The organism is Pseudomonas sp. GW821-FHT09C08 (assembly GCF_059418125.1).
Genome location: NZ_JBWKPG010000002.1, coordinates 722,694 through 744,483, shown reverse-complemented (window position 1 = coordinate 744,483; position 21,790 = coordinate 722,694). Strand labels below are relative to the sequence as shown.

Annotated in this window: 21 protein-coding genes; 4 read left to right on the top strand and 17 right to left on the bottom strand. The window is 49.2% G+C overall.

The genetic code is table 11. The annotated features are described in order from the left end of the window. Positions 1–84: 84 nt before the first annotated feature. The 6 genes from AC07OJ_RS10075 to AC07OJ_RS10050 are packed head-to-tail and all read right to left on the bottom strand — an operon-like array spanning position 85 to position 6,662. Entirely contained in the window at positions 85–1,122 is a 1,038-nt protein-coding gene (locus AC07OJ_RS10075; RefSeq protein WP_495094473.1) for an MraY family glycosyltransferase, read from the bottom strand. Continuing rightward, a complete protein-coding gene (locus AC07OJ_RS10070; RefSeq protein ID WP_120447947.1) occupies positions 1,119–2,081 on the bottom strand; it encodes a UDP-glucose 4-epimerase family protein in 963 nt (320 codons plus the stop codon). The genes AC07OJ_RS10075 and AC07OJ_RS10070 overlap by 4 nt, the downstream gene beginning before the upstream one ends. Beyond that, complete coding sequence (locus AC07OJ_RS10065) at positions 2,081–3,343, bottom strand: glycosyltransferase family 4 protein (protein ID WP_065901780.1); 1,263 nt, start codon at positions 3,341–3,343, stop codon at positions 2,081–2,083. Before AC07OJ_RS10065 ends, AC07OJ_RS10070 begins: the two co-directional genes overlap by 1 nt. A gap of 7 nt (positions 3,344–3,350) precedes the next feature. Beyond that, positions 3,351–4,481 (bottom strand): non-hydrolyzing UDP-N-acetylglucosamine 2-epimerase, encoded by a 1,131-nt coding sequence (wecB, locus tag AC07OJ_RS10060; protein ID WP_065901781.1) that lies wholly within the window; start codon positions 4,479–4,481, stop codon positions 3,351–3,353. 24 nt (positions 4,482–4,505) lie between these two features. Next, on the bottom strand, positions 4,506–5,624 hold the full coding sequence (gene wbjC / locus AC07OJ_RS10055) for a UDP-2-acetamido-2,6-beta-L-arabino-hexul-4-ose reductase (RefSeq protein WP_065901783.1): 1,119 nt from the start codon (positions 5,622–5,624) through the stop codon (positions 4,506–4,508). A gap of 3 nt (positions 5,625–5,627) precedes the next feature. Next, the gene (locus tag AC07OJ_RS10050) at positions 5,628–6,662 is read right to left on the bottom strand and encodes a polysaccharide biosynthesis protein (protein WP_065901784.1); all 1,035 of its coding nucleotides are present in this window, start codon (positions 6,660–6,662) and stop codon (positions 5,628–5,630) included. Between the two features lie 630 nt (positions 6,663–7,292). Between AC07OJ_RS10050 and AC07OJ_RS10045 the strand changes: the two genes are divergently transcribed. Genes AC07OJ_RS10045 through AC07OJ_RS10030 form a run of 4 tightly spaced genes read left to right on the top strand, consistent with a single transcriptional unit; the run spans position 7,293 to position 11,006 of the window. Next, positions 7,293–8,279 (top strand): glycosyltransferase family 2 protein, encoded by a 987-nt coding sequence (locus AC07OJ_RS10045; RefSeq protein WP_065901785.1) that lies wholly within the window; start codon positions 7,293–7,295, stop codon positions 8,277–8,279. A 3-nt stretch (positions 8,280–8,282) separates the two neighbouring features. Then, positions 8,283–8,996 (top strand): class I SAM-dependent methyltransferase, encoded by a 714-nt coding sequence (locus tag AC07OJ_RS10040; protein WP_495094472.1) that lies wholly within the window; start codon positions 8,283–8,285, stop codon positions 8,994–8,996. A 13-nt stretch (positions 8,997–9,009) separates the two neighbouring features. Further along, a complete protein-coding gene (locus tag AC07OJ_RS10035; protein ID WP_226939983.1) occupies positions 9,010–9,426 on the top strand; it encodes a GtrA family protein in 417 nt (138 codons plus the stop codon). Between the two features lie 53 nt (positions 9,427–9,479). Continuing rightward, positions 9,480–11,006: a hypothetical protein gene (locus AC07OJ_RS10030; protein WP_495094471.1), complete on the top strand. Its 1,527-nt coding sequence runs from the start codon at positions 9,480–9,482 to the stop codon at positions 11,004–11,006. A gap of 56 nt (positions 11,007–11,062) precedes the next feature. Here the strand turns inward: AC07OJ_RS10030 and AC07OJ_RS10025 are convergent, their stop codons facing one another. The 11 genes from AC07OJ_RS10025 to AC07OJ_RS09975 form a co-directional block, all read right to left on the bottom strand. Next, positions 11,063–11,845, bottom strand: coding sequence for an AglZ/HisF2 family acetamidino modification protein (locus AC07OJ_RS10025; protein ID WP_065901793.1), 783 nt, complete (start codon positions 11,843–11,845; stop codon positions 11,063–11,065). 1 nt (position 11,846) lies between these two features. After that, positions 11,847–12,461, bottom strand: coding sequence for an imidazole glycerol phosphate synthase subunit HisH (gene hisH, locus AC07OJ_RS10020; protein WP_065901795.1), 615 nt, complete (start codon positions 12,459–12,461; stop codon positions 11,847–11,849). Then, the gene (locus AC07OJ_RS10015) at positions 12,458–13,600 is read right to left on the bottom strand and encodes an N-acetyl sugar amidotransferase (protein WP_065901797.1); all 1,143 of its coding nucleotides are present in this window, start codon (positions 13,598–13,600) and stop codon (positions 12,458–12,460) included. The genes hisH and AC07OJ_RS10015 overlap by 4 nt, the downstream gene beginning before the upstream one ends. Before the next feature lie 33 nt (positions 13,601–13,633). Continuing rightward, positions 13,634–14,926 carry a hypothetical protein gene (locus AC07OJ_RS10010; RefSeq protein WP_495094470.1) on the bottom strand — a complete coding sequence of 431 codons (1,293 nt, stop codon included), beginning with the start codon at positions 14,924–14,926 and terminating at the stop codon, positions 13,634–13,636. Positions 14,927–15,010: 84 nt separating this feature from the next. Next, on the bottom strand, positions 15,011–16,267 hold the full coding sequence (locus tag AC07OJ_RS10005; protein WP_495094469.1) for a lipopolysaccharide biosynthesis protein: 1,257 nt from the start codon (positions 16,265–16,267) through the stop codon (positions 15,011–15,013). 19 nt (positions 16,268–16,286) lie between these two features. Then, positions 16,287–17,555, bottom strand: a complete 1,269-nt coding sequence (locus AC07OJ_RS10000; RefSeq protein WP_495094468.1) for a hypothetical protein — start codon at positions 17,553–17,555, stop codon at positions 16,287–16,289. 66 nt (positions 17,556–17,621) lie between these two features. Beyond that, a complete protein-coding gene (locus AC07OJ_RS09995; protein WP_495094467.1) occupies positions 17,622–18,383 on the bottom strand; it encodes an oxidoreductase in 762 nt (253 codons plus the stop codon). Beyond that, complete coding sequence (locus AC07OJ_RS09990) at positions 18,370–19,071, bottom strand: acylneuraminate cytidylyltransferase family protein (RefSeq protein WP_065901806.1); 702 nt, start codon at positions 19,069–19,071, stop codon at positions 18,370–18,372. Before AC07OJ_RS09990 ends, AC07OJ_RS09995 begins: the two co-directional genes overlap by 14 nt. Beyond that, complete coding sequence (locus AC07OJ_RS09985) at positions 19,068–20,090, bottom strand: Gfo/Idh/MocA family protein (RefSeq protein WP_495094466.1); 1,023 nt, start codon at positions 20,088–20,090, stop codon at positions 19,068–19,070. Before AC07OJ_RS09985 ends, AC07OJ_RS09990 begins: the two co-directional genes overlap by 4 nt. Further along, positions 20,087–21,133, bottom strand: coding sequence for a nucleotidyltransferase family protein (locus AC07OJ_RS09980; RefSeq protein ID WP_065901810.1), 1,047 nt, complete (start codon positions 21,131–21,133; stop codon positions 20,087–20,089). Before AC07OJ_RS09980 ends, AC07OJ_RS09985 begins: the two co-directional genes overlap by 4 nt. Continuing rightward, positions 21,130–21,783 (bottom strand): acetyltransferase, encoded by a 654-nt coding sequence (locus tag AC07OJ_RS09975; protein WP_495094535.1) that lies wholly within the window; start codon positions 21,781–21,783, stop codon positions 21,130–21,132. The genes AC07OJ_RS09980 and AC07OJ_RS09975 overlap by 4 nt, the downstream gene beginning before the upstream one ends. Positions 21,784–21,790 lie beyond the last annotated feature (7 nt).

The following is a 21,790-nucleotide window of genomic DNA, read 5'->3' as shown; positions in this document are numbered from 1 at the left end:
CCTTCGCCCACCTAACCGTTCCTGTAATTGATGACTGCGTGATCTTTTTATGCGTTTACCATGCCAGGCCTCATGAATGTGAAGTCAGACGCTGCCTTGCGTAGCGTCAGTCTTTTCCAGTTCACCCGCATGAAACTTGAGCGCCAGCGCGACCAAGGGCACGTAGGCGACAACGACACCCACAGCGCCATCCACCCCCAGCAAAACCACGCACGCCGCTACCGGCAGTAACCAGAATAGGTTCAGACCGGCCACAGCGAGTGTCACCGGTAAATGCCTGCCATAGCGCCGGGAAGCAAATTGGTACGCGTGGCTTCGATGTGCCTCATATACCTTGTCGCCCCGCAGAAGGCGGCGAGTTAATGTAAAGGTGGCATCCACAATGAATACACCCAACAGAATCAACCACGCCCATAGCAACTGAGAAGAGGCCCAAGCCGCCTGGAGTGAAAAAACTCCCAGAATGATCCCCAGGAATCCGCTGCCTGCATCACCCATGAAGATTCGAGCAGGCGGAAAATTCCAGCATAGGAAACCAGCCACTGCGACTGCCAGCACAAGGGGCAATAGAACCAGGCCAGTGTGGCCACTCAACGCGCAAAGCAAGCCCATGCCGAGGCACACACAAATGGCTTCAACGCTGGCAATGCCGTCAATTCCATCCATGAAATTGTACAAATTAAGCATCCAGACCAGATAGAACGCAGCAAGAACGCCACCAGACCAACCCGCGTCGACAGTCATACCAAAAAGTGTCACCTCAGGCAGACCATCTAGCCAGTATAGCGCCCATACCGAGGCGCAAAAGTGCCCCAATAAACGCCACCGGGCCGCGATATGCCCGTGATCGTCCATGAAGCCGATGACTGCAACTAATGCACCGGCTCCGCCTGCGGCCATCAAGGTGTCAAATGAAACCTCCTCGGCCCATCCAAGCAAAGGCAGCGCTATAAGGAAGGACACTACAATGGCCACGCCCCCCCCCCTCGGAGTGGGTACAGAGTGGGAACTGCGAGCGATGGGCACGTCGATGATGCTGTGAGCCAAGGCATAGCGCCGCAACGCGGCAGTCAACACAAACGACAAAAAACCGACAAGGCCGATAAGCCACCAATCACTCATTGTTGTTTATCGCTCTTGTAATGTATTGCAACTGCCTTGAGTGCATCGTTCACTGACACGGGAGGTGCCCATTGCAGCAAGGTTCGAGTCTTCTGGATATCAACCTGCAGCGAGCCGCAAAGCCTTTGGGATAGAGCGTCCTTACCCACGAGCCTGGCCGCTGTGCTGAGCATCCAGGCAGGAACAGGCAACAAACGGGCGGACTTGCCCAGGGCCAAGGCGGTACTGCGCAATAACTGCGTCGTAGACAAGTCGTCGCCATCGCTCACCAGGAATGTCTGGTTTGCAGCTGCAGGATGGTTAATAGCCGTGATGATCAGATCCACCAAGTTATCCAGGGCTACCAGGCTCCGGCGATTATCGATAGCGCCAAAGGGCAGCGGAATGCCCTTATCCAACCAACGCATCATATTCAGAAAGTTGGCTTTGACTCCCGGCCCGTACACCAGCACCGGGCGGATAATCACGATTTCCATGGAGGTGCGGGCTGCCAATGCGAGCAGTCCCTGCTCTGCCTCAAGTTTGGAAACCCCGTAGGCGTCGCTCGGAGCGCATTGATCATCGGCCGTATAGGGTTGACCGGGTCGAGTACCCTCCCCGTTTACCTTGATGGAGCTGATGAAGACAAAGCGTCGGACGCCGGCCTGCGCGGCTTGCCGGGCAAGGTTCAGGGTGCCCTCCACGTTTACCTTGCGAAAAGCCGCCAATGGATCGACTTCGGTATCACTCATGACATGCACACGTGCGGCACAGTGGACCACTGCATCGACGCCAGCGAGGCTTGAATGCCAATTTACGTCTTCAAAAGTATCAAACCGAACAACATCCACATCGCCGCAGGCGACTTTGGATCCATCACGTACCGCTGCGGTGACGCGCACGTCATCCGTGACCAGACGGCGCATTACCGCGCCACCGACGAAACCGGTGGCACCGGTCAAGAAAACAGATTGCGACATCACGGACGTCCTTTGCGCAAGGTTGCATCGTGAAACAGTTGTTCCAGGCGAGCCAAGAGAGTGGGCTTCGAATAGTTGGCCAGGTAGTACTCACGGCCAGACTTGCCCATGCGAGTGCGCTCGTTCTCGCCGGCGTTCGCCAATTCGAGCGTAATACGTGCGAGCGCAGCGGCATCACCGGACGGACATGCCAAACCTGCACCTGACGCCTCGATAACGTGCGCCGCCTCACCATTGATCATCCCAAGAATGGGTTTGCCGGAGGCCAGATAAGCCTGGACCTTGCCCGGAATGGTTTTTTCGAAGACGTCATTGGTCTTAAGCGAGACAAGCAAGGCGTCTGCACAAGCGAACAAGCCGGGCATTTCCTCCAAGGGGTGACGCCCCAACAGCAGGACATTGTCCAGGCCACGTGCTTGAACTTGTTCCGCAAGCCATTCGCTCATACGGCCATCGCCAACAATGACCCAACGCACCGCTACAGTCCCCACCAAGGTCTGGGCCGCGTCTATCACCGCGGGTAAATCCTGCGCCTCACCCAGATTGCCTGCGAACAAAACGGTGAACACCGATGGGTCGTGCGTCAACAGTGTTGAAGGTGGCGGCGCAACGTTGGAAAAGTCGTCCTCTGCCCAGCTTGGGAAGTAGATGAGTCGCTGCGGCTGCATTTCTCGCGTGCAATAGCGCTGCACGTTTTCAAAAAAACCGTGGGATTGCAGCAAGAGATAGTCCGCGCGATTGTAGATCCAGGACACTACTCGACCTACGCAGCCCAGCAACAGTGGCTGACGCAATACGCCGACAGCACGAAGCGTTTCAGGCCATAAATCCAGGACCCAAATGAACACAGGCGCTTTTTTCAGTCGCCCAATTACCAAGGCGGGGATCGCTGCCATGATGGGAGAAACGGCATACACAAAAATCGCATCAAACTTTTGACCGCGAACTTTCCATGCTCCCAGCGTGGAAGCCATGGTGAAAAAGGACAGGTAGTTGAGAATCAGGTTGATGCTGCGTTTTCCTCGAGGGATCAGCGGCACCCGCACAATACTCGCCCCGTAATACTCACCGAAGTTCTCCGGCTGGGCTCGATAGCGTTCATATACCTGACCTTCGGGATAGTTCGGCAACCCGGTCAACACGGTAACGTTGTGGCCCTTTTCCGAAAAATCGCGGACGAGATCGTTGATACGCATATTCTCGGGCCAAAAATATTGCGTCACGACCAGAATATTCAGCTTGTTATCATCAGGCATCAGCATAACTCGATCAGTAGCGTTTCCAGACAATGCGGTTCACATAGTCCGTATAACTATGAACAAGCCTGACAACTTTTTCCGATACATTCGGCATGCTGTAGTCACTGACCAGCCGTAACGTACGACTTTCCCCTGTGCGCTGACCTTCTAGAATACCCAACCCCTGAAGTACACGGTCAACCTCAAGCCCGACCATCATGACGGCCGCCTCCTCCATGCCTTCCGGACGTTCATGAGCCTCTCGAATATTCAAGGCTGGGAAATTCAGAATGGAGGACTCTTCGCTGATTGTGCCGCTGTCGGACAAGACGGCCTTGGACGCCAATTGGAGCTTGTTATAGTCCTTGAACCCGAGAGGCTTGAGCAGTTGCACATTCTTGTGGAAGGTCACCCCCATGGCATCGACCCGCTTCTGGGTGCGCGGGTGCGTTGAGACGATAACGGGAAGGTCATAGTGAGCGGCTACGGTATTGAGTACTTCCACCAACTTGAGGAAGTTTTTGTCGGAGTCGATATTCTCTTCACGGTGGGCGCTGCATACAAAGAATCGATGTTGCTGCAGACCGAGGCGCTCAAGTACGTCCGAACTATCAATGCCCGCACGATAATGATTCAGCACCTCGAACATTGGACTGCCGGTCTTGATCACCATGTCTGGCGGCAAGCCCTCACGTAGCAGGTAGTCCCGCGCAATGGTGCTGTAGGTCATGTTGATGTCGGCAGTGTGGTCAACAATACGCCGATTGATCTCCTCGGGGACGCGCATATCGAAACAACGATTGCCCGCCTCCATGTGGAACGTCGGGATCTTGCGGCGCTTGGCCGGAATAACCGCCATGCAGCTGTTGGTATCCCCGAGTACCAACAGGGCTTCCGGCTGAACGTGAGCCAGCACACGATCAACAGTGATGATCACATTGCCGATCGTTTCCGCGCCACTTGCTCCCGCAGCATTCAGAAAGTGATCAGGTTTGCGGATGCCCAGATCCTGAAAGAAAATCTCGTTGAGCTCGTAGTCGTAGTTTTGTCCGGTATGCACCAATACGTGTTCACAGTGCTCGTCCAGGGCCGCGATCACCCTCGACAGACGTATAATTTCAGGGCGCGTACCAACGACCGTAACAATCTTCAATTTCTTCATGACTCTATCTACTTGAGAGTGTGTTTAGGCTTCTGTACCCACCGGTAAGGCATAAGTATCCGGCCGTTCACGATCGAAAATTTCGTTGGCCCAGAGCATGACGATCATCTCCTCGCTCCCCACGTTCGTAATATCGTGGGTCCAGCCTGGCACTGTTTCTACAACTTCCGGCTTCTCCCCGGAAGTGAACAATTCGTAAAACTCTCCCGATACGATATGGCGGAAGCGAAAACAGGCATCCCCCTTGATCACCAGGAACTTCTCGGTTTTCGAATGATGGTAGTGCCCGCCTCGAGTGATGCCCGGATGCGCAGTAAAATAAGAAAACTGACCGCAATCCTGGGTCTTGAGCATCTCGACAAAGACGCCTCGCTGGTCACCATACTTAGGAACTTCGTAGGTAAAGGACTCAGGAGGGACATAGCTCAGGTACGTCGAATAAAGCGCCCTGGTCAGCCCAGTCCCCACCGCTTCAGTGATCAAGGTTTCACGGCTGTCACGGAACGCCAGCAATTGCTCGGCTACCTTCCCGACCGTGGTGGAATAGCTGGGTTGGACCGAAAGAAATGGATCGCCTGTGAGTTGACCGTCCATGATCCTAACAAAGTGCGCGATCACATCATCGATGTAGACCAGCGTCAGGGCAGCGTCAGGATTGTTGATCTTGATAGGCTGGTGGCGAGCGATGTTATGGCAAAACGTAGCCACCGCCGAGTTGTAGTCTGGACGGGCCCATTTTCCAAATACGTTGGGCAGCCGAAAAATATGTACCGGAACCGCATGTTTTTCCCTCAGTTCCAATAGAGCCTGCTCTGCAGCCAACTTGCTCGCGCCATAAGCGTTTGCCAGTTCCGCCTGGCTTGACGAGGTATACAGCACGGGCGTTTTCCTGCCGCTGGCGGCAATGCCCTCGCAGACCACACGCGTCAGGTCCGTATTTCCAGACTTGAAGTCTTCTGGATCCGTTGGTCGATTCACACCGGCCAAATGAAATACGAAGTCTGCCTGCATGAGCATTCCCTTCAGGCTGGAAATACTGTCCTCGCGGGAAAACTCCAAGACTTCAATGTCCTCGCGCACTGCCAAATGAACAAGGAGGTTTTTGGCAACAAAACCCTGGCTGCCAGTGACCAATACCTTCATTGCTTATTCCTCCGGAGTGGCATGTTCGCCACGCTGGATCGCGCGCATGAACTCCAATTTCAGAAGCAGGGCCTGCATCCCCTCGACGTCAAGGCGCTCGGTATTATGGGAGTTGTAATCTTCCATGGTGGAGATTTTTTCCTCCCCCTGTTCGACATACTTGCTGTAGTTCAAATCGCGCAGATCAGGCGGCACGCGGAAGTACTGACCACGGTCTTCAGAGCATGCCATTTCTTCCCGGCTCAAGAGCGCTTCGTACAGTTTCTCGCCATGGCGGGTACCAATAATCTGGATCGGGTGCTCGGGGACCCCCAGCATTGCCGTCAAGGCGCGAGCCAGCGTTTCTACGGTGGCTGCGGGTGCCTTCTGGACGAACAAATCACCATTGTTTCCATGCTCGAACGCATAGAGAACCAAATCCACCGCATCCGCGAGTGTCATCATGAAACGCGTCATGCTCGGGTCAGTGATCGACAGTGCTTTGCCTGCTCGAATCTGATCGATAAACAATGGAATGACCGACCCTCGGGAAGCCATGACGTTACCGTAGCGAGTGCCGCATATGACGGTCTTGGCTTCGTCGACATTGCGAGATTTCGCAACCATGACCTTTTCCATCATGGCCTTGGAAATACCCATGGCATTGATGGGATACACCGCCTTGTCGGTACTCAAGCAGACAACGCGCTTGACCTCATTCTGAATAGCCGCCTCAAGCACGTTGTCAGTGCCAATAACATTCGTCTTGACTGCCTCCATCGGATGAAATTCGCAGGAAGGAACTTGCTTGAGGGCGGCCGCGTGAAAAATGTAATCAACGCCTCGGGTGGCGTTCAGCACGCTTTGGTAGTCGCGGACATCGCCAATGTAAAATTTCAACTTGGGGTTGTTGTAGTGCTTACGCATATCGTCTTGTTTTTTTTCATCACGACTGAAAATGCGAATTTCACTAATTTCGGTATTCAAAAAACGCTTTAAAACAGCATTTCCAAAAGAACCCGTGCCGCCAGAGATGAGTAGTTTACTTCCTTCAAACATAATTTACCTCAAACCGCGCATACAATTCTGAATATGAAAAAGGCCTAACAGGGCCTGAGTGAAAAGCTCCACGGGTAGGAGCGATGTGCGAACAGGGTGATGACGAAATACCTTTAAGCGGCGAGGGAGCAAAACGCACAGACGAGTCTCAAACCTGAGGTCGATCGCGCTGGCCCTGCAAACATGCCTCACCGGACGTAGCACCAGAGGCGCGCATCATTGCCGAACATTACCCAGCAAAAACGCCAGCCGGCCTTAGGTTTGAGCGCGAGTTTAGCACGACATCACCCTTGAAAAGCACTGTACCCAACCGCCAGAGAAGAGCACCGGCCTTGTGAAGGTCGAGGCGTAAAGCGCCAGGTATCACTGGGTATCGCGGGTATGCCGTGAAACTCACATCTCACCCAGCTCAAATCCGTAGTGAAACCAGGAGCCGCTGCAGGCAATGCCTGCAGGTTACCACATGCCTCCGACAGGGGAGGAGCGTCCACATCCGCACTTGAAGTCCGTAGATTTGTGTGCTTGGCAATTACAGAAACAACCTACACAAATGTTTATTGAAAAAAAGACCGGAACGTGATTCTGGATTGTGGGAGAATAAAAGCAAGCACCCTTACAGCATCTGAAACAATGACCGAAAGTGAGTACGGTGAATTGACACAAAGTACAGCGCCCGAGACTGTAGTAAAGCTATCGTTGGTGGTACCCGTTTTCAACGAGTCAGAAACAGTCGCCTTATTTATCGATTCGGTCTCGAGTGTGTTTGCGGCCGAGCCGCTGATTGATCTTGAGATTCTGTTCATCAACGATGGCAGCACCGATGACACACTGTCGCACCTGCTCAAACTGCAGAGTGTCGACTCTCGAATCCATATAGTTGATCTCAGCAGAAACTTTGGCAAGGAAGCCGCTCTTACGGCAGGACTGCAGCTGTGCTCGGGGCAAATAATCGTGCCCATCGATGTTGATCTGCAAGATCCTCCGCAACTGATTCCCGCCATGGTCGCCAAATGGCGAGAAGGCTTTGAGGTTGTCCTCGGCCGCCGCACCGACAGAAACTCGGACTCTTGGGCCAAGCGCTCTTCGGCGAATTGGTTCTATCGCATCCATAACAAAATGACCAGCTCGAAAATACCGGAAAATGTAGGTGACTTTCGCTTGATGGACCGGTGCGTCGTGGAAGCACTCAAAGAACTTCCCGAATCGAGGCGGTTTATGAAAGGGCTTTTCGCCTGGGTGGGCTTTAAAACCACCCACATCGATTATGCCCGGCCTCAACGCTCTGCCGGTACAAGCAAATTCAACGGCTGGAAGCTGTGGAACTTCGCGCTTGAGGGTATCACCAGCTTCAGCACTGACCCACTTAAAATATGGACTTATCTGGGATTAGTGTTTTCTGCGATCTCGTTTCTGCTCGCCATCTTTATTGCTTTGAAAGTTATTGTTCATGGCATTGATGTGCCTGGCTATGCGTCTCTTATGGTTGCGGTGACCTTTTTGGGCGGATTGCAATTAATCGGTATCGGTATACTAGGTGAATACCTGGGCAGGACCTACATAGAATCGAAACGACGCCCAGTATTTCTCGTGCGTCAAATTTACGGGAGCAAGAGCTGATTTATGGACCTTAAAGAAACTGAAATTCTGGGTGATGCAATCAATCAGCATTGGTATTACAGCTCCAAAGTAAAGGCGGTGGAGAAGTTTCTCAGCAAGGCACCGATCACTAAAATTCTCGACATTGGCGCAGGATCTGGTTTTTTTTCAAAATATCTGCTTGAAAACACTGCCGCCAAAGAAGCCTGGTGCGTGGATATTAGCTACGCGTACGAATCCGATGAGAGCTACGCAGGCAAACCGCTGTTCCTGCGCAAAGCCATTGACTCCATCGACGCTGACCTCGTCATGCTCATGGACGTGCTTGAGCATGTTGACGACGACATTGGCCTGTTGAAGGAATACGTCGAAAAAGTTCCTACTGGCACCCAATTCTTGATAACAGTGCCCGCGTTTCAATTTTTGTGGAGCGGGCATGATGTTTTTCTCGAACATAAACGCCGCTACACCTTAAAACAACTTGAGTCCGTCGTAGGTGCATGCGGATTGGAGCTGAAAAAGGGAGCGTATTTTTTCGGAGGCGTATTCCCCATCGCAGCAGCTCTTCGATTGGCTGATTGCGTCAAACCGAAAGATCGCGCGCCAAAATCGCAACTGGCACAGCATGGCCGCTTCACGAATGCGGTCCTGAAAGGCATTTGCGCGCTAGAGGTGCCCTTGATGAGCTTAAACCGGATAGCGGGTCTTTCGGTGTTCTGTATCGCAGTGAAACCATGAGCAGGCGATTGAAGTGAGCATACCCAAGGTGCAGCACCAGATGATCGGCCAGCATGACGCGAAAAAAAGAGTCCTGCGCTTTTGCGCCACGGGCCTGCTCATCACCCTCCTCCATGCATTCATCGTCTGGGCCATGGTCAGTGTATTCTTGTATTCGCCTCCTTTATCGAACGGCGTCGCATTTATTATCGCCACACTGACATCTTATGCAATCAATACCCTGTGGAGTTTCTCTCAGCCCCTGCAAAGACACACACTCTATAAATTCATTTGTGTGTCCGTAATAGGCTTCATTGCATCGGTCTCCATCGCGTGGCTAGCACAATGGATAGGGTTAAATTACCTGTTAGGTATCCTCGGAGTAATTCTGACTGTTCCCATTATCACGTTTATTCTGCACAGCACGTGGACATATCGCGACCCCAGATAATAATAAAACTATCGCTCATTCCACTCCGAAGACTCATACCTTAAGGACCTAGGATGTTCTCTCTGAAAACAATGTTTTTTGATAAATCCTGGACAGATATTAAAGAAACAACTCTCCAGATAAATTTTGTCAGCATCAGCCTCCAGCTGTTGATGGCAATAACACTCACTGTTGGTCTCGCTGGCTTTCTGACCATGGGGACCGATCTATGGGACGGTGTCATCGTCTCCCATGCCGTGTCCCTTGAACGACCTGACATCTACCACGAATGGTTCAGCGAAGCCGGATTGTTTTTCACCCCCTACATTTACGACGCGGTTTATATTTTTCATGAAATTATAAACTACGAGACACTTGCAAAACTATTTACTGTTCTTTTTCTGATTCTGTCAGCCCTTGAAGTCGGTCATATTGCGTCAAGGTATTTTGAAATACCCCGACAGATAAAATTCTACACAGCCATCCTGTTTTATTTATCGCCTGCCTGGGTGCTTTACTACTCAAACATTTACTTGATGCATTCACTTACGTTGTTTGCCACGTTAATCTGCACACGCTATCTACTGGATCGAAAAGCACTGGCATTATGTCTCCCCTTGCTTCTCCTTTCATTTCAACAGTCGTCGAATGCGCCACTGTCAATATCACTTATATTACTAAGCTGCCTGTATCAACACACCCACACAAAAGACCGCCTCATCAATGCCGGTCTTATCATATTCATAACAGCAGGTTTTTTTGCCCTCAGAAAAATATTCCCCACCTACGGCTTATACGCCACATACAACGAAATTCATCTCAAAAATATCTTCAACATCGGAAGCTATCTTAAACTCACAAAATATTATGCAATCCTGTATTTACCTAGCCTTGCTGCCGCCTGTTTAGCCTTATACTATCGGCGCGAAAAGAAAACATTCTATCTTTTTTCAATTCTCTTTCTGGGCATTTTATTTAATGGCGTTGCCTATATCGCCGTCAATAAAGTACCGGGCGTATCTGAAATCGGGTTGATGCACGGCGAGAGCCTCCGATTTACATTCACCAGCACTGTTTTTGCAGTACTACTGCTACCGGCGATTTGGCAGTCTCTAGCTCACATGCCCCGCTTGCGGTACCTGGCACTAGCATCAATATTGATACACGCATGCGCAATTAATATTTATGCACATGAGGGAAAAATGAAGGAGGTACTCTTTCAGCGTGGCTTGATTAGCGAACTGAAAGGCCTTGCGCCACTTCCTTATTGCGCTATCAACATCCGAAGCAAAGGGGTTGGAACGTTAACAAATTATGAATATGGCGATATATTCTATCGAGCCTACGGCGACACAAATCAATTACCACTGGGGGATTCGAAAGACCCAATCTTCGACATGAAAGAACTTTATGGGAAATTCACCAAAGAGAGCTATAAGAAGAAGTATTTCATGCCCGCGCAGATGCCGAACTGCATCGTGGATATGAACATCAGCACATCAGTTGGTAAATGGAACGCTGGAAAAACTTTTGCTAAATACCTTTCAGGAAAGGGCGACTCTATCGTAACCGTATCAATCTCGGAAATGAGTCGACCCTGATATTGATCGCAGTAGAAGCATTGAGCTGAATAACTTTTACTGCGATCAATGGCTGATCAATTAGAGCGCAACGCTGAAAAAATAAACTTTTCTTTCTGGGTAATATCGGGATAACTGATCAACACAGCCCGATATGGCCCTTTGAAAACAAAGAAACTACCTGCCGCAACCCCCACCGCCCCACAGTTCGATATGACCTTGCCCATATCTTCCAAGGATCCAGCCCCCCCGAGGATCGTCACAGGCGTATTGACAGTCTTGCGTAGCTGCATAAGCAACTCAAGATCATAGCCTTTCATGCGACCGTCGTTGTCAATGGAGTTAATCACCACTTCGCCCGCCCCCAGAACCTCCATCTCCTTGGCCACATCGAGTACATTGCGCTTTGTGTTGACCTTGCCATTATGCGTCCATACATCATGCTGCTTGCTCAGCAGTCGCTTTTTATGATCAAGAACTACAACGACACTTTGCCGACCTACTTCATTTGCTATTTGAGCCACCAGCTGCGGGTTCTCCAAAGCGGCAGCACTGATGGCCACTTTCTCCACACCTGATGCAATAATTTTCCGGGCTTGGTCAACAGTACGTATACCACCGCCATAACAAAGTGGCATTCGGCATTCCGCAGCCAAAATTGCTATTTGCTTATAATTTGGCTCACGATTATTAACCGTCGCATCAATATCCAGGACGATTAATTCGTCAGCCTCCTTTTCGTTAAAAATCTTGACAGCATTAATGGGATCCCCGACGTATTTAGGGTCCTTGAAGCGTACCGTTTTCACCAGTCCGCTATCTTGAATCAGCAAGCAGGGAATAATTCTAGGTCTTAACATTTCATAATTCCGCGAAATTTTTTAGAAGCGCGACACCAAAGTGATGGCTTTTTTCCGGGTGAAACTGAACACCGTAGATATTTCCCTCAGAAACTGCGCAGCTGAAATTCAGACCGTACTCGGTTCGAGCAACCTCATTAACATCTTGTGCGCATTCAAAATAGAAGGAGTGAAGGAAGTAGAACCTTGCCTCATTCTCCAGCCCTCTGAACAAAGAGTGCCCAGGTGAAGACTCAATATCATTCCACCCCATATGCGGCAAAGGGAGGTTTGTTAATCCGGGTACAGAGCCAAAATGTCGCACGCGCCCCGGAACCCACCCAAGCCCGGGAAGTGAGCCTTCATCGCTACTGTCTGCTAGCATCTGCATGCCCACGCAGATACCAATCACCGGGATTTTCCGGACCAATACCAACTCATCAAGCATTGCGCGCATACCTGAGGCGTTCAATCTTTCCATCGCATGATCGAAGGCGCCCACGCCTGGTAGGATAAGCTTGGTCGCAGAGTGCAAGTCCTCCACAGTACGAGCAATGGTGACAGGTATATGTAAACGCCTATAAACATTCACAAAAGCCTGAATATTTCCGAGGCCATAATCAATAATGGTGATCATCTAAACAGCCTTCTTTCCAATCCCAACGCAGACAGTACTCGAGCTCCCAAGCCAATCATGAAATGCTTATTCTTATAATCGTGAAAGGTCTTATTCTTCCCCTCAAACAGCGCCTGCAACTCTGTAACACTGAGGTCTAGCTTGCTGGCAACATACTCAAACTCTGACATCAGGAACTGTTCATCAAGTTCGGGCTTGGAAATACGCTGCAATGCCTCTTCACGCGTCATCTGCCCCGTCATAATGAGGCTGGAAAAATGCGCGCGCCGCTTTTCATAACCAAACTTACGCGGCATCCAATAGTCTTCGTAAAAACGGGTAAAACGCGACTCATGGTGCTTATGTTGAAATTTCTTCCAACCAAACAATCGCTCCAGGGTTGCCTCAGCATCGTGCTTGACGTAGGGCACCAAATTCAGCGGGCGCACCACTTGCATGCCTAGAACGTAACGGTAGTAAATTTTATAGGCCAATACGTCAACAATCGGGAAGCTCTTCAACTTCCGCGAGCCGAACTGACCGTGAATGTCGTTGATCAACGTCTTGTCGATACCAGGATAGGCGCCCCACTCCTCAGGCTCACGGCAACACTCAGTGGAAAAGTTCCCCCCCGTCAGTACGTATTTAATTTTGTGAGCTTTGGCGAACTTATAGAGCCCAGAGAAAAACGCAGTGTCTTGGGGGATATCCTGATCAGCGACCTGCGCCTTGAGAAAGGCCAATTGCAGGCTTTTCATTTCTTCCCAATTGATGACTTCGGTGTACAGGTCCAAGCCCAAGCCGTCGACCAACTTTTCAATGTTGCCAACAGCCTGGTCTGTATTCCACCCTGCGTCCACATGGAAAAGTAAGGGGCGCAGGCCCATAACTTCCTTGGCCAAGTAGCTCACATACGAACTGTCCAGGCCCCCGCTCAACCCAATAATACAATCGAAATCTCGCCCCTGTCCGTCTTTCTTTATTTTTTCACTCAACTTCATGAGTTCGGCGTGGCCGCGCTCGTTTGGGTGCCAGTTAGGCATAATCGCCAAATCAAAATTGACGCAATAATCACACAACCCTTGTTCGTTAAAGTGGATATGCGGATCACTACTATCCATAATACAGCGAGAGCACATTTGATAGTCTTTACCGCTCATACCCACTCCTTTAAAGTAACCATAACGCTCATTCTATTTTTTACAGCCCATTGTGTCTAATTTTGACTTGATTGACTCCAGAAGGCCAGAGGAAACCTCTGGATTCAAATCCAACGGGTGGAGTATCGCAGAAATTCCTGATGCGGCGTACTCAATCACCAAGGTTGAGGGGTAAGCTATAAGAAAATCGACCTCCGGGAAAGACTCACGCCCCACAATTACCTGCCATGCCTCGTGTTGCACAGACTCCGCAGCACCCGCGGTAGGGTGTGGTTTGTAATAAAAACTCACTTGATAGGCTTGAACGAGATCCCGAAGTAAATGCGCATGCAGTCCTTCACAAATAGGATGACCAACAAATAAAACCCGTACAGGGTTTTCAGAGGGATATGTAGTCAACTTTATGGCTGGGCTAAAATAGGTAAATGCAACCCCCGCGGCTGTACAACTAAACGAGAGGATATCCGACGCAAATATCATTTTAGCGTCTTCGTTGTAGACGAACGCATGAGTTACATTTTTCAGCTTATGCCCAAGTTTAAATGGTAACGAGGGGCGTGCCTGATACTCCAGTGATGCAAGTCCGGACAGGGAACCATGCTGCACCATGACTAATTCCATGCCTGAATCACTCTGGTTTCCTGGATCTCTCCCGCATCGCGACGCCACACTGTCTGCGAGCATAGCCCACCGATCATAATGTTCAGCAATAATTAATTTATGGGTACGCAATTTTCCCAAGGCAATACGAACAGCAAACCAACGAAATGCGGTATAGCTTTGAAGCATCCATCTCTGATTTTTTTTACTGTGAGCGATTTTTCTCGACGCAATGACAGCAAGAACAAAAGCGGCGAAGATATCCTTTCCTTTCAATAAGGAGAACACATCAATCGACTCTACTTCCCGCTCGAAATTCGTTTGCACCCATGGAAACGTAATCCAGCACTCCGGTTCAAAAGAAAGAACTTTCGACGTTAATATATCAGCGGCCCGTGCTGAAAAAGCTAACGCGTACTCACGCGAGTGATTTTCACTTTCTAACTGCGCAGGGACACGTCGAGAGTATTTGTAAAAAACGATCATTTCATAGAAAAAGAACAATGAAGCGCCGCCTGCGCGCCAAAGTCCTCTCAACACCATGACCAATAGCTTGAACAATACAGGTCGTTTTATGAATTTATTGAGTATCTTAGCCGGACGCGGCATGTAACCCAAGCGCTCGGGAGACGTATTCGCGAGATCGTAAACACTCTTATCTATGGAAATTTCATTCTCAGTTGCCCGAATGTAATCTGCAACAATAACTAATAATTCTTCTTTCATAGAGCAACCATCAAACCGTTTCTACTTTATTATTCGAATCACTCAATTCCACGAGAACCTTCTCATCCGATCATTGAGTTCACATTATATAAGCACGCTGGAGCTTATACGTCGCACCCTTAAAACATAAGCAAATGACTTCCATATTAGAATCACAAAAAAGGCAATACACATAGATATGGGTACAGCATAAAAACCCTCTTCGCCCTGGAGCCAGTAAGCGCCAGCCAAGAAAACAAACAAGCCAACCACTTGGCTGTACAAAAGGGGTTTATCAAACCCAAACGCATAAAGTCCAAGATGTGGAATCATACTCACCGAGTACACAGCGACTGCCAACAACAACCAATATAAAATATGAATATTCTCTGAATAAATAGCATTATTCAACCAGTGTAAAACGAGACCACTAACTCCATAACATGCCAACACAAGGAATGCCGTGACGCCTAAAACGTTAAATGCAAGCATCTTCATCTGCTTGCGGAATAGTGGCAGATCTCCTTTTTTCGCAGACGACACCAATTTCGGATAGAAAAACACAATCACACCCGCATCCAAAAAAGACAGCACTGCAGATGCCATTCCGACAAACAACACGTAGGCCCCCAGGACTTCAAGGCTAGCGGTACTCTCAATAAAATACCTGTCAAAGGTGAAGACACCTCTCATGGCAAGGCTGGCAACCAGCAATGGGATCGCAATCTTCACCCCCCGGGAAACCCAGCTCCAGTTTATTTTTCGGCGCAGGGAATTCCGGTCAAATTCAGAAATCTTCTTGATAGCCAGTATACAGCCCAGCAAGCAACCTACGACCCAACCTCCGAGCAATACGTCCAAGTTTCGGGCCGACACATCCACCCACATGACGACGACCACTGCCAGACACCAAGCGCCGCTGCGTAAAAAAAGCACCACGCTGGCTAACAGCTGTTGAGAGATGGCAACCAATATACGATTGAGTTCCTGAGCTATATGCTCAAGCAACGCCAGGACGAGAAACCAGAATACGTGTGACCATGGGAGCCACCCCATATAGAATATGAAAAGCGCGCAAGGCAGGAATATGCAGTACAAAACCCCATACAAGGCCAACTGATCCCGGATCATCCCCAACCAATGTTTGGAGTCCTCACCGATCATTTCTCGCGTGGAAAAATTATAGAACTCAAAACCGATAACGTAGAGGGCATAGCCAATAGTTGCAGAAAGCAATCCATATAACCCTACCTCACTTGCCTGAAGAAATTTAGCAAGAAAAAATAGCAGTACAAACTTACTGACGAGCGTCATCCCACGCAATGTGATATTGGCGACACGGACTACGTGTTCTCTTAACATAAAACCAACCGCCAGACGTTCATGTAGTAGGTATAGAGCTAAGCTGCCGTGTACGGGAAAACAACAAGCGTCGGCCGGCCCAAATACAAATATAGAAGCCCATATTAAAGAGCGCTATCCACTGAAACATACTCCCCCTGAACATACTTAAGAACAGCAACAGTTCAGAGACATAAATAAATAGAAAAACAGGCCCACCTCTGAACCTGAAATAATACAAACCACATATATAGAGCGAGCACAACAGAACAGGAATAAACCAGAAAATGTAACTACCGTAATTCAAATACAACTCTGTTTCTATAGGCCATTGTTGGGTCGCAGATTCATCAAACCATTGAGAAGGGAAGTAAATGGACGTCAGCCAACGACTGATATCATGCAAATATCCCTCTGACGGAACCCCCACAAATGTCATCCATTTTTTAAACGGGAAGTCGAACGTAAGGAAAAAATCAGGTGGCATGTCCCTTAAAATCATATCGTGCAGAAAGATAGTGTTGAAATAATTTAGAAAGTACTCCAATAACATTTCAGGCGTATTATAAAATCCATTGGACCGGAAATACATGGAAAAACTAAACAGCAGGACAAATCCTGCAAAGATCAAACTGGATTTTATAAGTGTCAATTTAAATGTACTTAGCCACGGCAGGCTAAAAAATATCAGGAAATAAAATATCCTACTCTTAATCCCTTGAATATAAGCACAAAAAACCAACACTACCAGGACCAAAAGCACCAATGGCACATTAAGTCGCGTTTTTGTTCGCCAATGTACGCCCAATGCAAAAGCAAGAAAGTTCGCCCCCATCAAGAGCAGAAAATTCAATACCCCATACCCTTTCTTTTTCTCAAGATAGGTTTTACTGTAATCGCTGAACCAAGCATCCATACCGCCGGTAACCTGGAAGAAATAAATACCTCCTAGCAAAACGACGAAGGCCAATAGCGCGATTCCGATGGGCCTTACCTGATACTCAAAAAAAATATCAGACGTGTGGCGACGGTCTATTATTAACTCAAGCAAGCGAGTTATCAGGAAAAAAAGTGTGAACACATAAGCATAAGACAACACTGCCTCGTTGGAGAGCGCCGCCCAGTCATTTATTTTTCCCCAGGGAAGCACATATTGCCAACTCAGAGCTTCAAGGATATAAAAAAGTGACGCGGGGAAAACAAAATATAGAAAGTAACTTGCAAACACTATATTTGAAGGACTCAGCACATGCTTATTTCTCAACAGAAAATAAACACAAAGCATGTATCCAATAACGAGGAGTTTCATAAAGTTAAGTCGCCGCCAATGAAGTAGCATTAAGCATTAGACGCTCGACCAACAACGATACAGGCCTCATAGTGAAAACCCATCATCAACAATTATATTTTGCCCATTAACATATCTCGCGCTTTCAGACAGCAAGAATAGAACAGTGCCGGTGACATCACTAATATCAAGCATGCCCTTACCCATACAGTATGATTTATACTTCTCCAAAAAAGGCTGAGGCTGGTTGTCAAATATACCGCCTGGGCTCACACAGTTGGATCGGAACAAGCTATTAGACACGTAAGCGGTTAAATATTTACTCAGCTGCAGGACACCCGCCTTTATTGCCGCATACTCGACTGGCATTGTCATGGCGGTGTTTTCATATATTTCAAACCGCGGAGCAATAACGCCATAAACCGAAGAAATATTGACCAGCGAAAATGCCTGCTGCTCCCTCTGGAAATACGCGGCACATTGCTGCATAAACAAGAACGTGGCACCCAGATGAAGACTTACATTTTCATTAAAGTGCTCTAGCTCGACATCAAACAACTTTGCACCATAATGCTTATTTCTCGGATATGCACAGTTGGCCGCGCCATCCAACCCCTTGGCCCCCTTAAAAAAAGCTTTGACGGCTTGGGCATCATTCAAGTCAAGTTCTACGAGTGTTAAATTACCACTGGCGTCGAAACCAGATACCTTTTCCAGGCGAGAAAGCATTGCCTGCCGGTTTATATCTGCGGCGATGACAGACGCGCCTTGCCCCAGCAAGGCCGACACAAGATTTGATCCGAGCAAACCACCCGCACCCACAACAAGAATAGTTTTATTTTCCAACATGTACAGTGTCCTTACTTTCTAAAAACATTTCGGCCAACTTGAAATCATAAATATCATCAATATCGACCGCACGCTCGCGTGGTATAACAACGGATTTTACGCGACCTGAAAAAATACGCTCATTGGACATAATGAATTCTGGGCGAGCCACATAAGCCACTGTCGTCATGTCATACACGACCGGCGCATCTTGACGACGACTTACCTGCGAGCCCGAGCACACCAATTGGCTGGCTCCTTCTTCATCACGTACAACCATATTGAAGTATGGACTTCGTGAAGCGGGTGTAACTGTAACGACTACGTCCGACTGTTCATCAAGGCTTGCCATGCATTGCTGAACGTCTCCAACGTTCCTCAAGGGGCTCGTCGCGGGTAAACTCACAAATACATCGAAACTATCTCCCTGAGCTTGTAACGTCTCGATCGCATGCCGCCACGCGAGCCATTCTGAAGCAGTATCCGTGGCCAGTTCGTCAGGTCTCATGATTACTGTGGCCTGGAAAGCTTCTGCCACTGCCGCAATTTCGGCAGAATCGGTAGAGACAAAAATCTTGTCTATACCCGGCACCTGCTGAGCGACACAGATGGAATGCGCTAAGAGCGGCTTCCCTCCCAGTAACTTAATGTTTTTTCCCGGCAACCCCTTGGAATTGCCCCGCGCAAAAATAAAAGCATAGGTGCTCACGCTTGACTCTCCTCAATCTTGACCGACAGCCCTGTCAAAACAGACGCCTTCATTGCCTCAATCAGATATAGCGTGTTAAGCCCTTCGTTAATGCTGATGGCCGGGGAGACGTTCCCACTGGCAACATCTGAAAAATGCCGAAGTTGATCAAGGTACATATTATTCCTGTCATACTCGGAATCTTCGAACAGTACCCTTTTTTCATTTGCGCCCGTACGGAGAGTAATTGTATTGCTGATGATATCCCAAACCAATGTTCCGAGCGCTCCGATTACTTTGCACGTGCGCACGGGAGATCGCTGTAGAAAATCCATATGCACCGCAACAGTGAGGCGATCCTCGCGCACTAACAGCGCATCCGCGACATCTTCAACATTTACATCCAACGTACCAGTATTTCTAGAGACGCAATAGGCAGTTTCAAATCTACCAAACAGCCAACCTAAGTAATCAAGATCATGACTGAGCTCGAGCAATACACCACCGCCCAATTCTTTACGAGCAGAGACATTCCTCCGATAGTCACTCGCCGGGCGCCAATCGGGCAAATACTGACCGACGTCAACGCTGACCCCCTGCACTGCCCCCACTACCTGATCTTCAAGCAAAGCCTTAAATTTAACAGCCGATGGCAAGAAGCGAAGATTGTACGCAACTTCAATTTTATCCTGATGTGCTAACAACGTACTTTCGTACAACCTAAAATTTTTTAATGAATCAGACAACGGCTTTTCAATTAATAATGGAATATTTTTCTGCAGCAACTGTGCGGCATTCTCTATATGCCAAGGTGCTGGTGAAGCAATAATAGCAAACGCATATTCATTTTCGAGCGCCTGCGCCAGCGTGTTATAAATCACTATCCCTTCGCCCACTTCACTTGCAGAGATAGTTCTGCCTGAAGCAGAAACACACCCTATTGTCGTGTGACTACCGCCGAAAAGCCTTTTGAGATTTGCAAGATGACGCTTTGCAATACTACCGCTGCCGATGACTAGATAATTCACCTGCTCGCTCATAGCCCACCGAACTCTTGCTGCGCCCGCTGGAAATCTTCCATCCGGCCTATATCAAGCCAATATTCATGAACGGGAAACATATTTACATCTCGACCCGCCGCGATTTCGCCTTCCAATAACGTGGGCATGTCCACTCGTGTTTTCGCGGCGACACTCTTCACTAATTCTGGCGAGAGCAAATAAATACCCGCATTGATGAAAAAGTGCTGAATCGGCTTTTCGACCATAGAGCGTATGCGATGACCATCACTTTGTATCACACCATAAGGAACGCAATACTCGTATTCACGCACACACATAGTCGCGGCGCCCTGGTGCTCTTGATGAAACTCAAGAAGATTTTCAAAATTCAACGTGGTTAACAGATCACCGTTCATCAAGAACAGCGGAGCATCTATTTCATCGTGAGGCAACAGCCCCAGTGCTCCTCCCGTTCCCAAGGGTTCATCTTCATGAATGTAGCGAATGGAGACTCCCCACTGACTACCATCGCCAAAGTGCTCCCTAATCATTTCAGGCATGTAGTGAGTCGAGATGAAAAATCTGTGGAAGCCAGAACTAATGAACCTCTCTAGAATTAACTCGAGAATGGGCTTGTCTCCCACCTTGAGCAGCGGTTTTGGACAGTTATGTGTCAACGGTCGCAAACGAGTGCCGAAACCGCCCGCCATCAAAAAAACTGGATTATCACGACGCCTGCGGGTCAACAACTCATGCAACGTCTCAAGCCCGATAACTTTACCTTCAGTGTCTATTACCGGTAACTGCAATAATTGGTAGGTGTCCATAACCGCCATAATGCGCTCACGGCTCCAGTTAGGACCGGCAGTGCGCGGCGTCGTGCACATCACATCTTTGACTTGCGTGGACAAAGCCTTCTGTTTCAACAACGCTCGACGCACGTCGCCATCAGTCAAAGTACCTAACAGGCAGCGTTCCTCGTCGACAATCATAACGATACGCACAGCAACACGATCAAGTGTCGCGATGGCCTCCTCCATTGAGCACTCTGGACCGACGAGTGTTAACTCCCACTGTTTCATTGATTACCTTCTCTATTTGTCTCGTCAGGAACGAATTTGGAACGCGCCGCTTGTCCTAATAAAACATTACGGGCTGCCAGGTCACGAACCATGACCGTCCCGGCACCGACGACAGCGTACTCGCCCAGCATCAAGCCCTGAATAACAGTTGCTCCCGCACCTACAAATGCGCCGGTGCCTATCTGAACGTTCCCGCAGAGGGTCGCTCCGGGGGCGATGTGTACATGGGCAGCCACAGTGCAATCATGATCCACGCTGGCTCGGGTATTGATAATGGTATTGCATCCCAGGATCACATCTGGCTGGATGATAGCGCCGGCCATTACTTGTACTCCGTGACCCAGCACAGCGGATTCATCCACACAAGCAGACGGGTGTACAAGTGGAGGAAATAGAAACCCCCTGGCTACCGCCGACTCATAAATGGTCCGTCGAAGAGTACTCCCAACTACCTGACCAATGCCGTTTATCAGACCGACGCGCGCGCGATCAAGCGGTTCCAACGCATCATCCCCACCCAACACGGTAAGTCCGCGCCACATCAGGACGCCTGAACGGTGAAGCTCTGGATCACAGACGCCTATCACGTGCAAACCCGAGGCCTTTGCAAGTGAAAGCAGGACCTTGGCATGCCCGCCCGCGCCCAGCATCACCAAG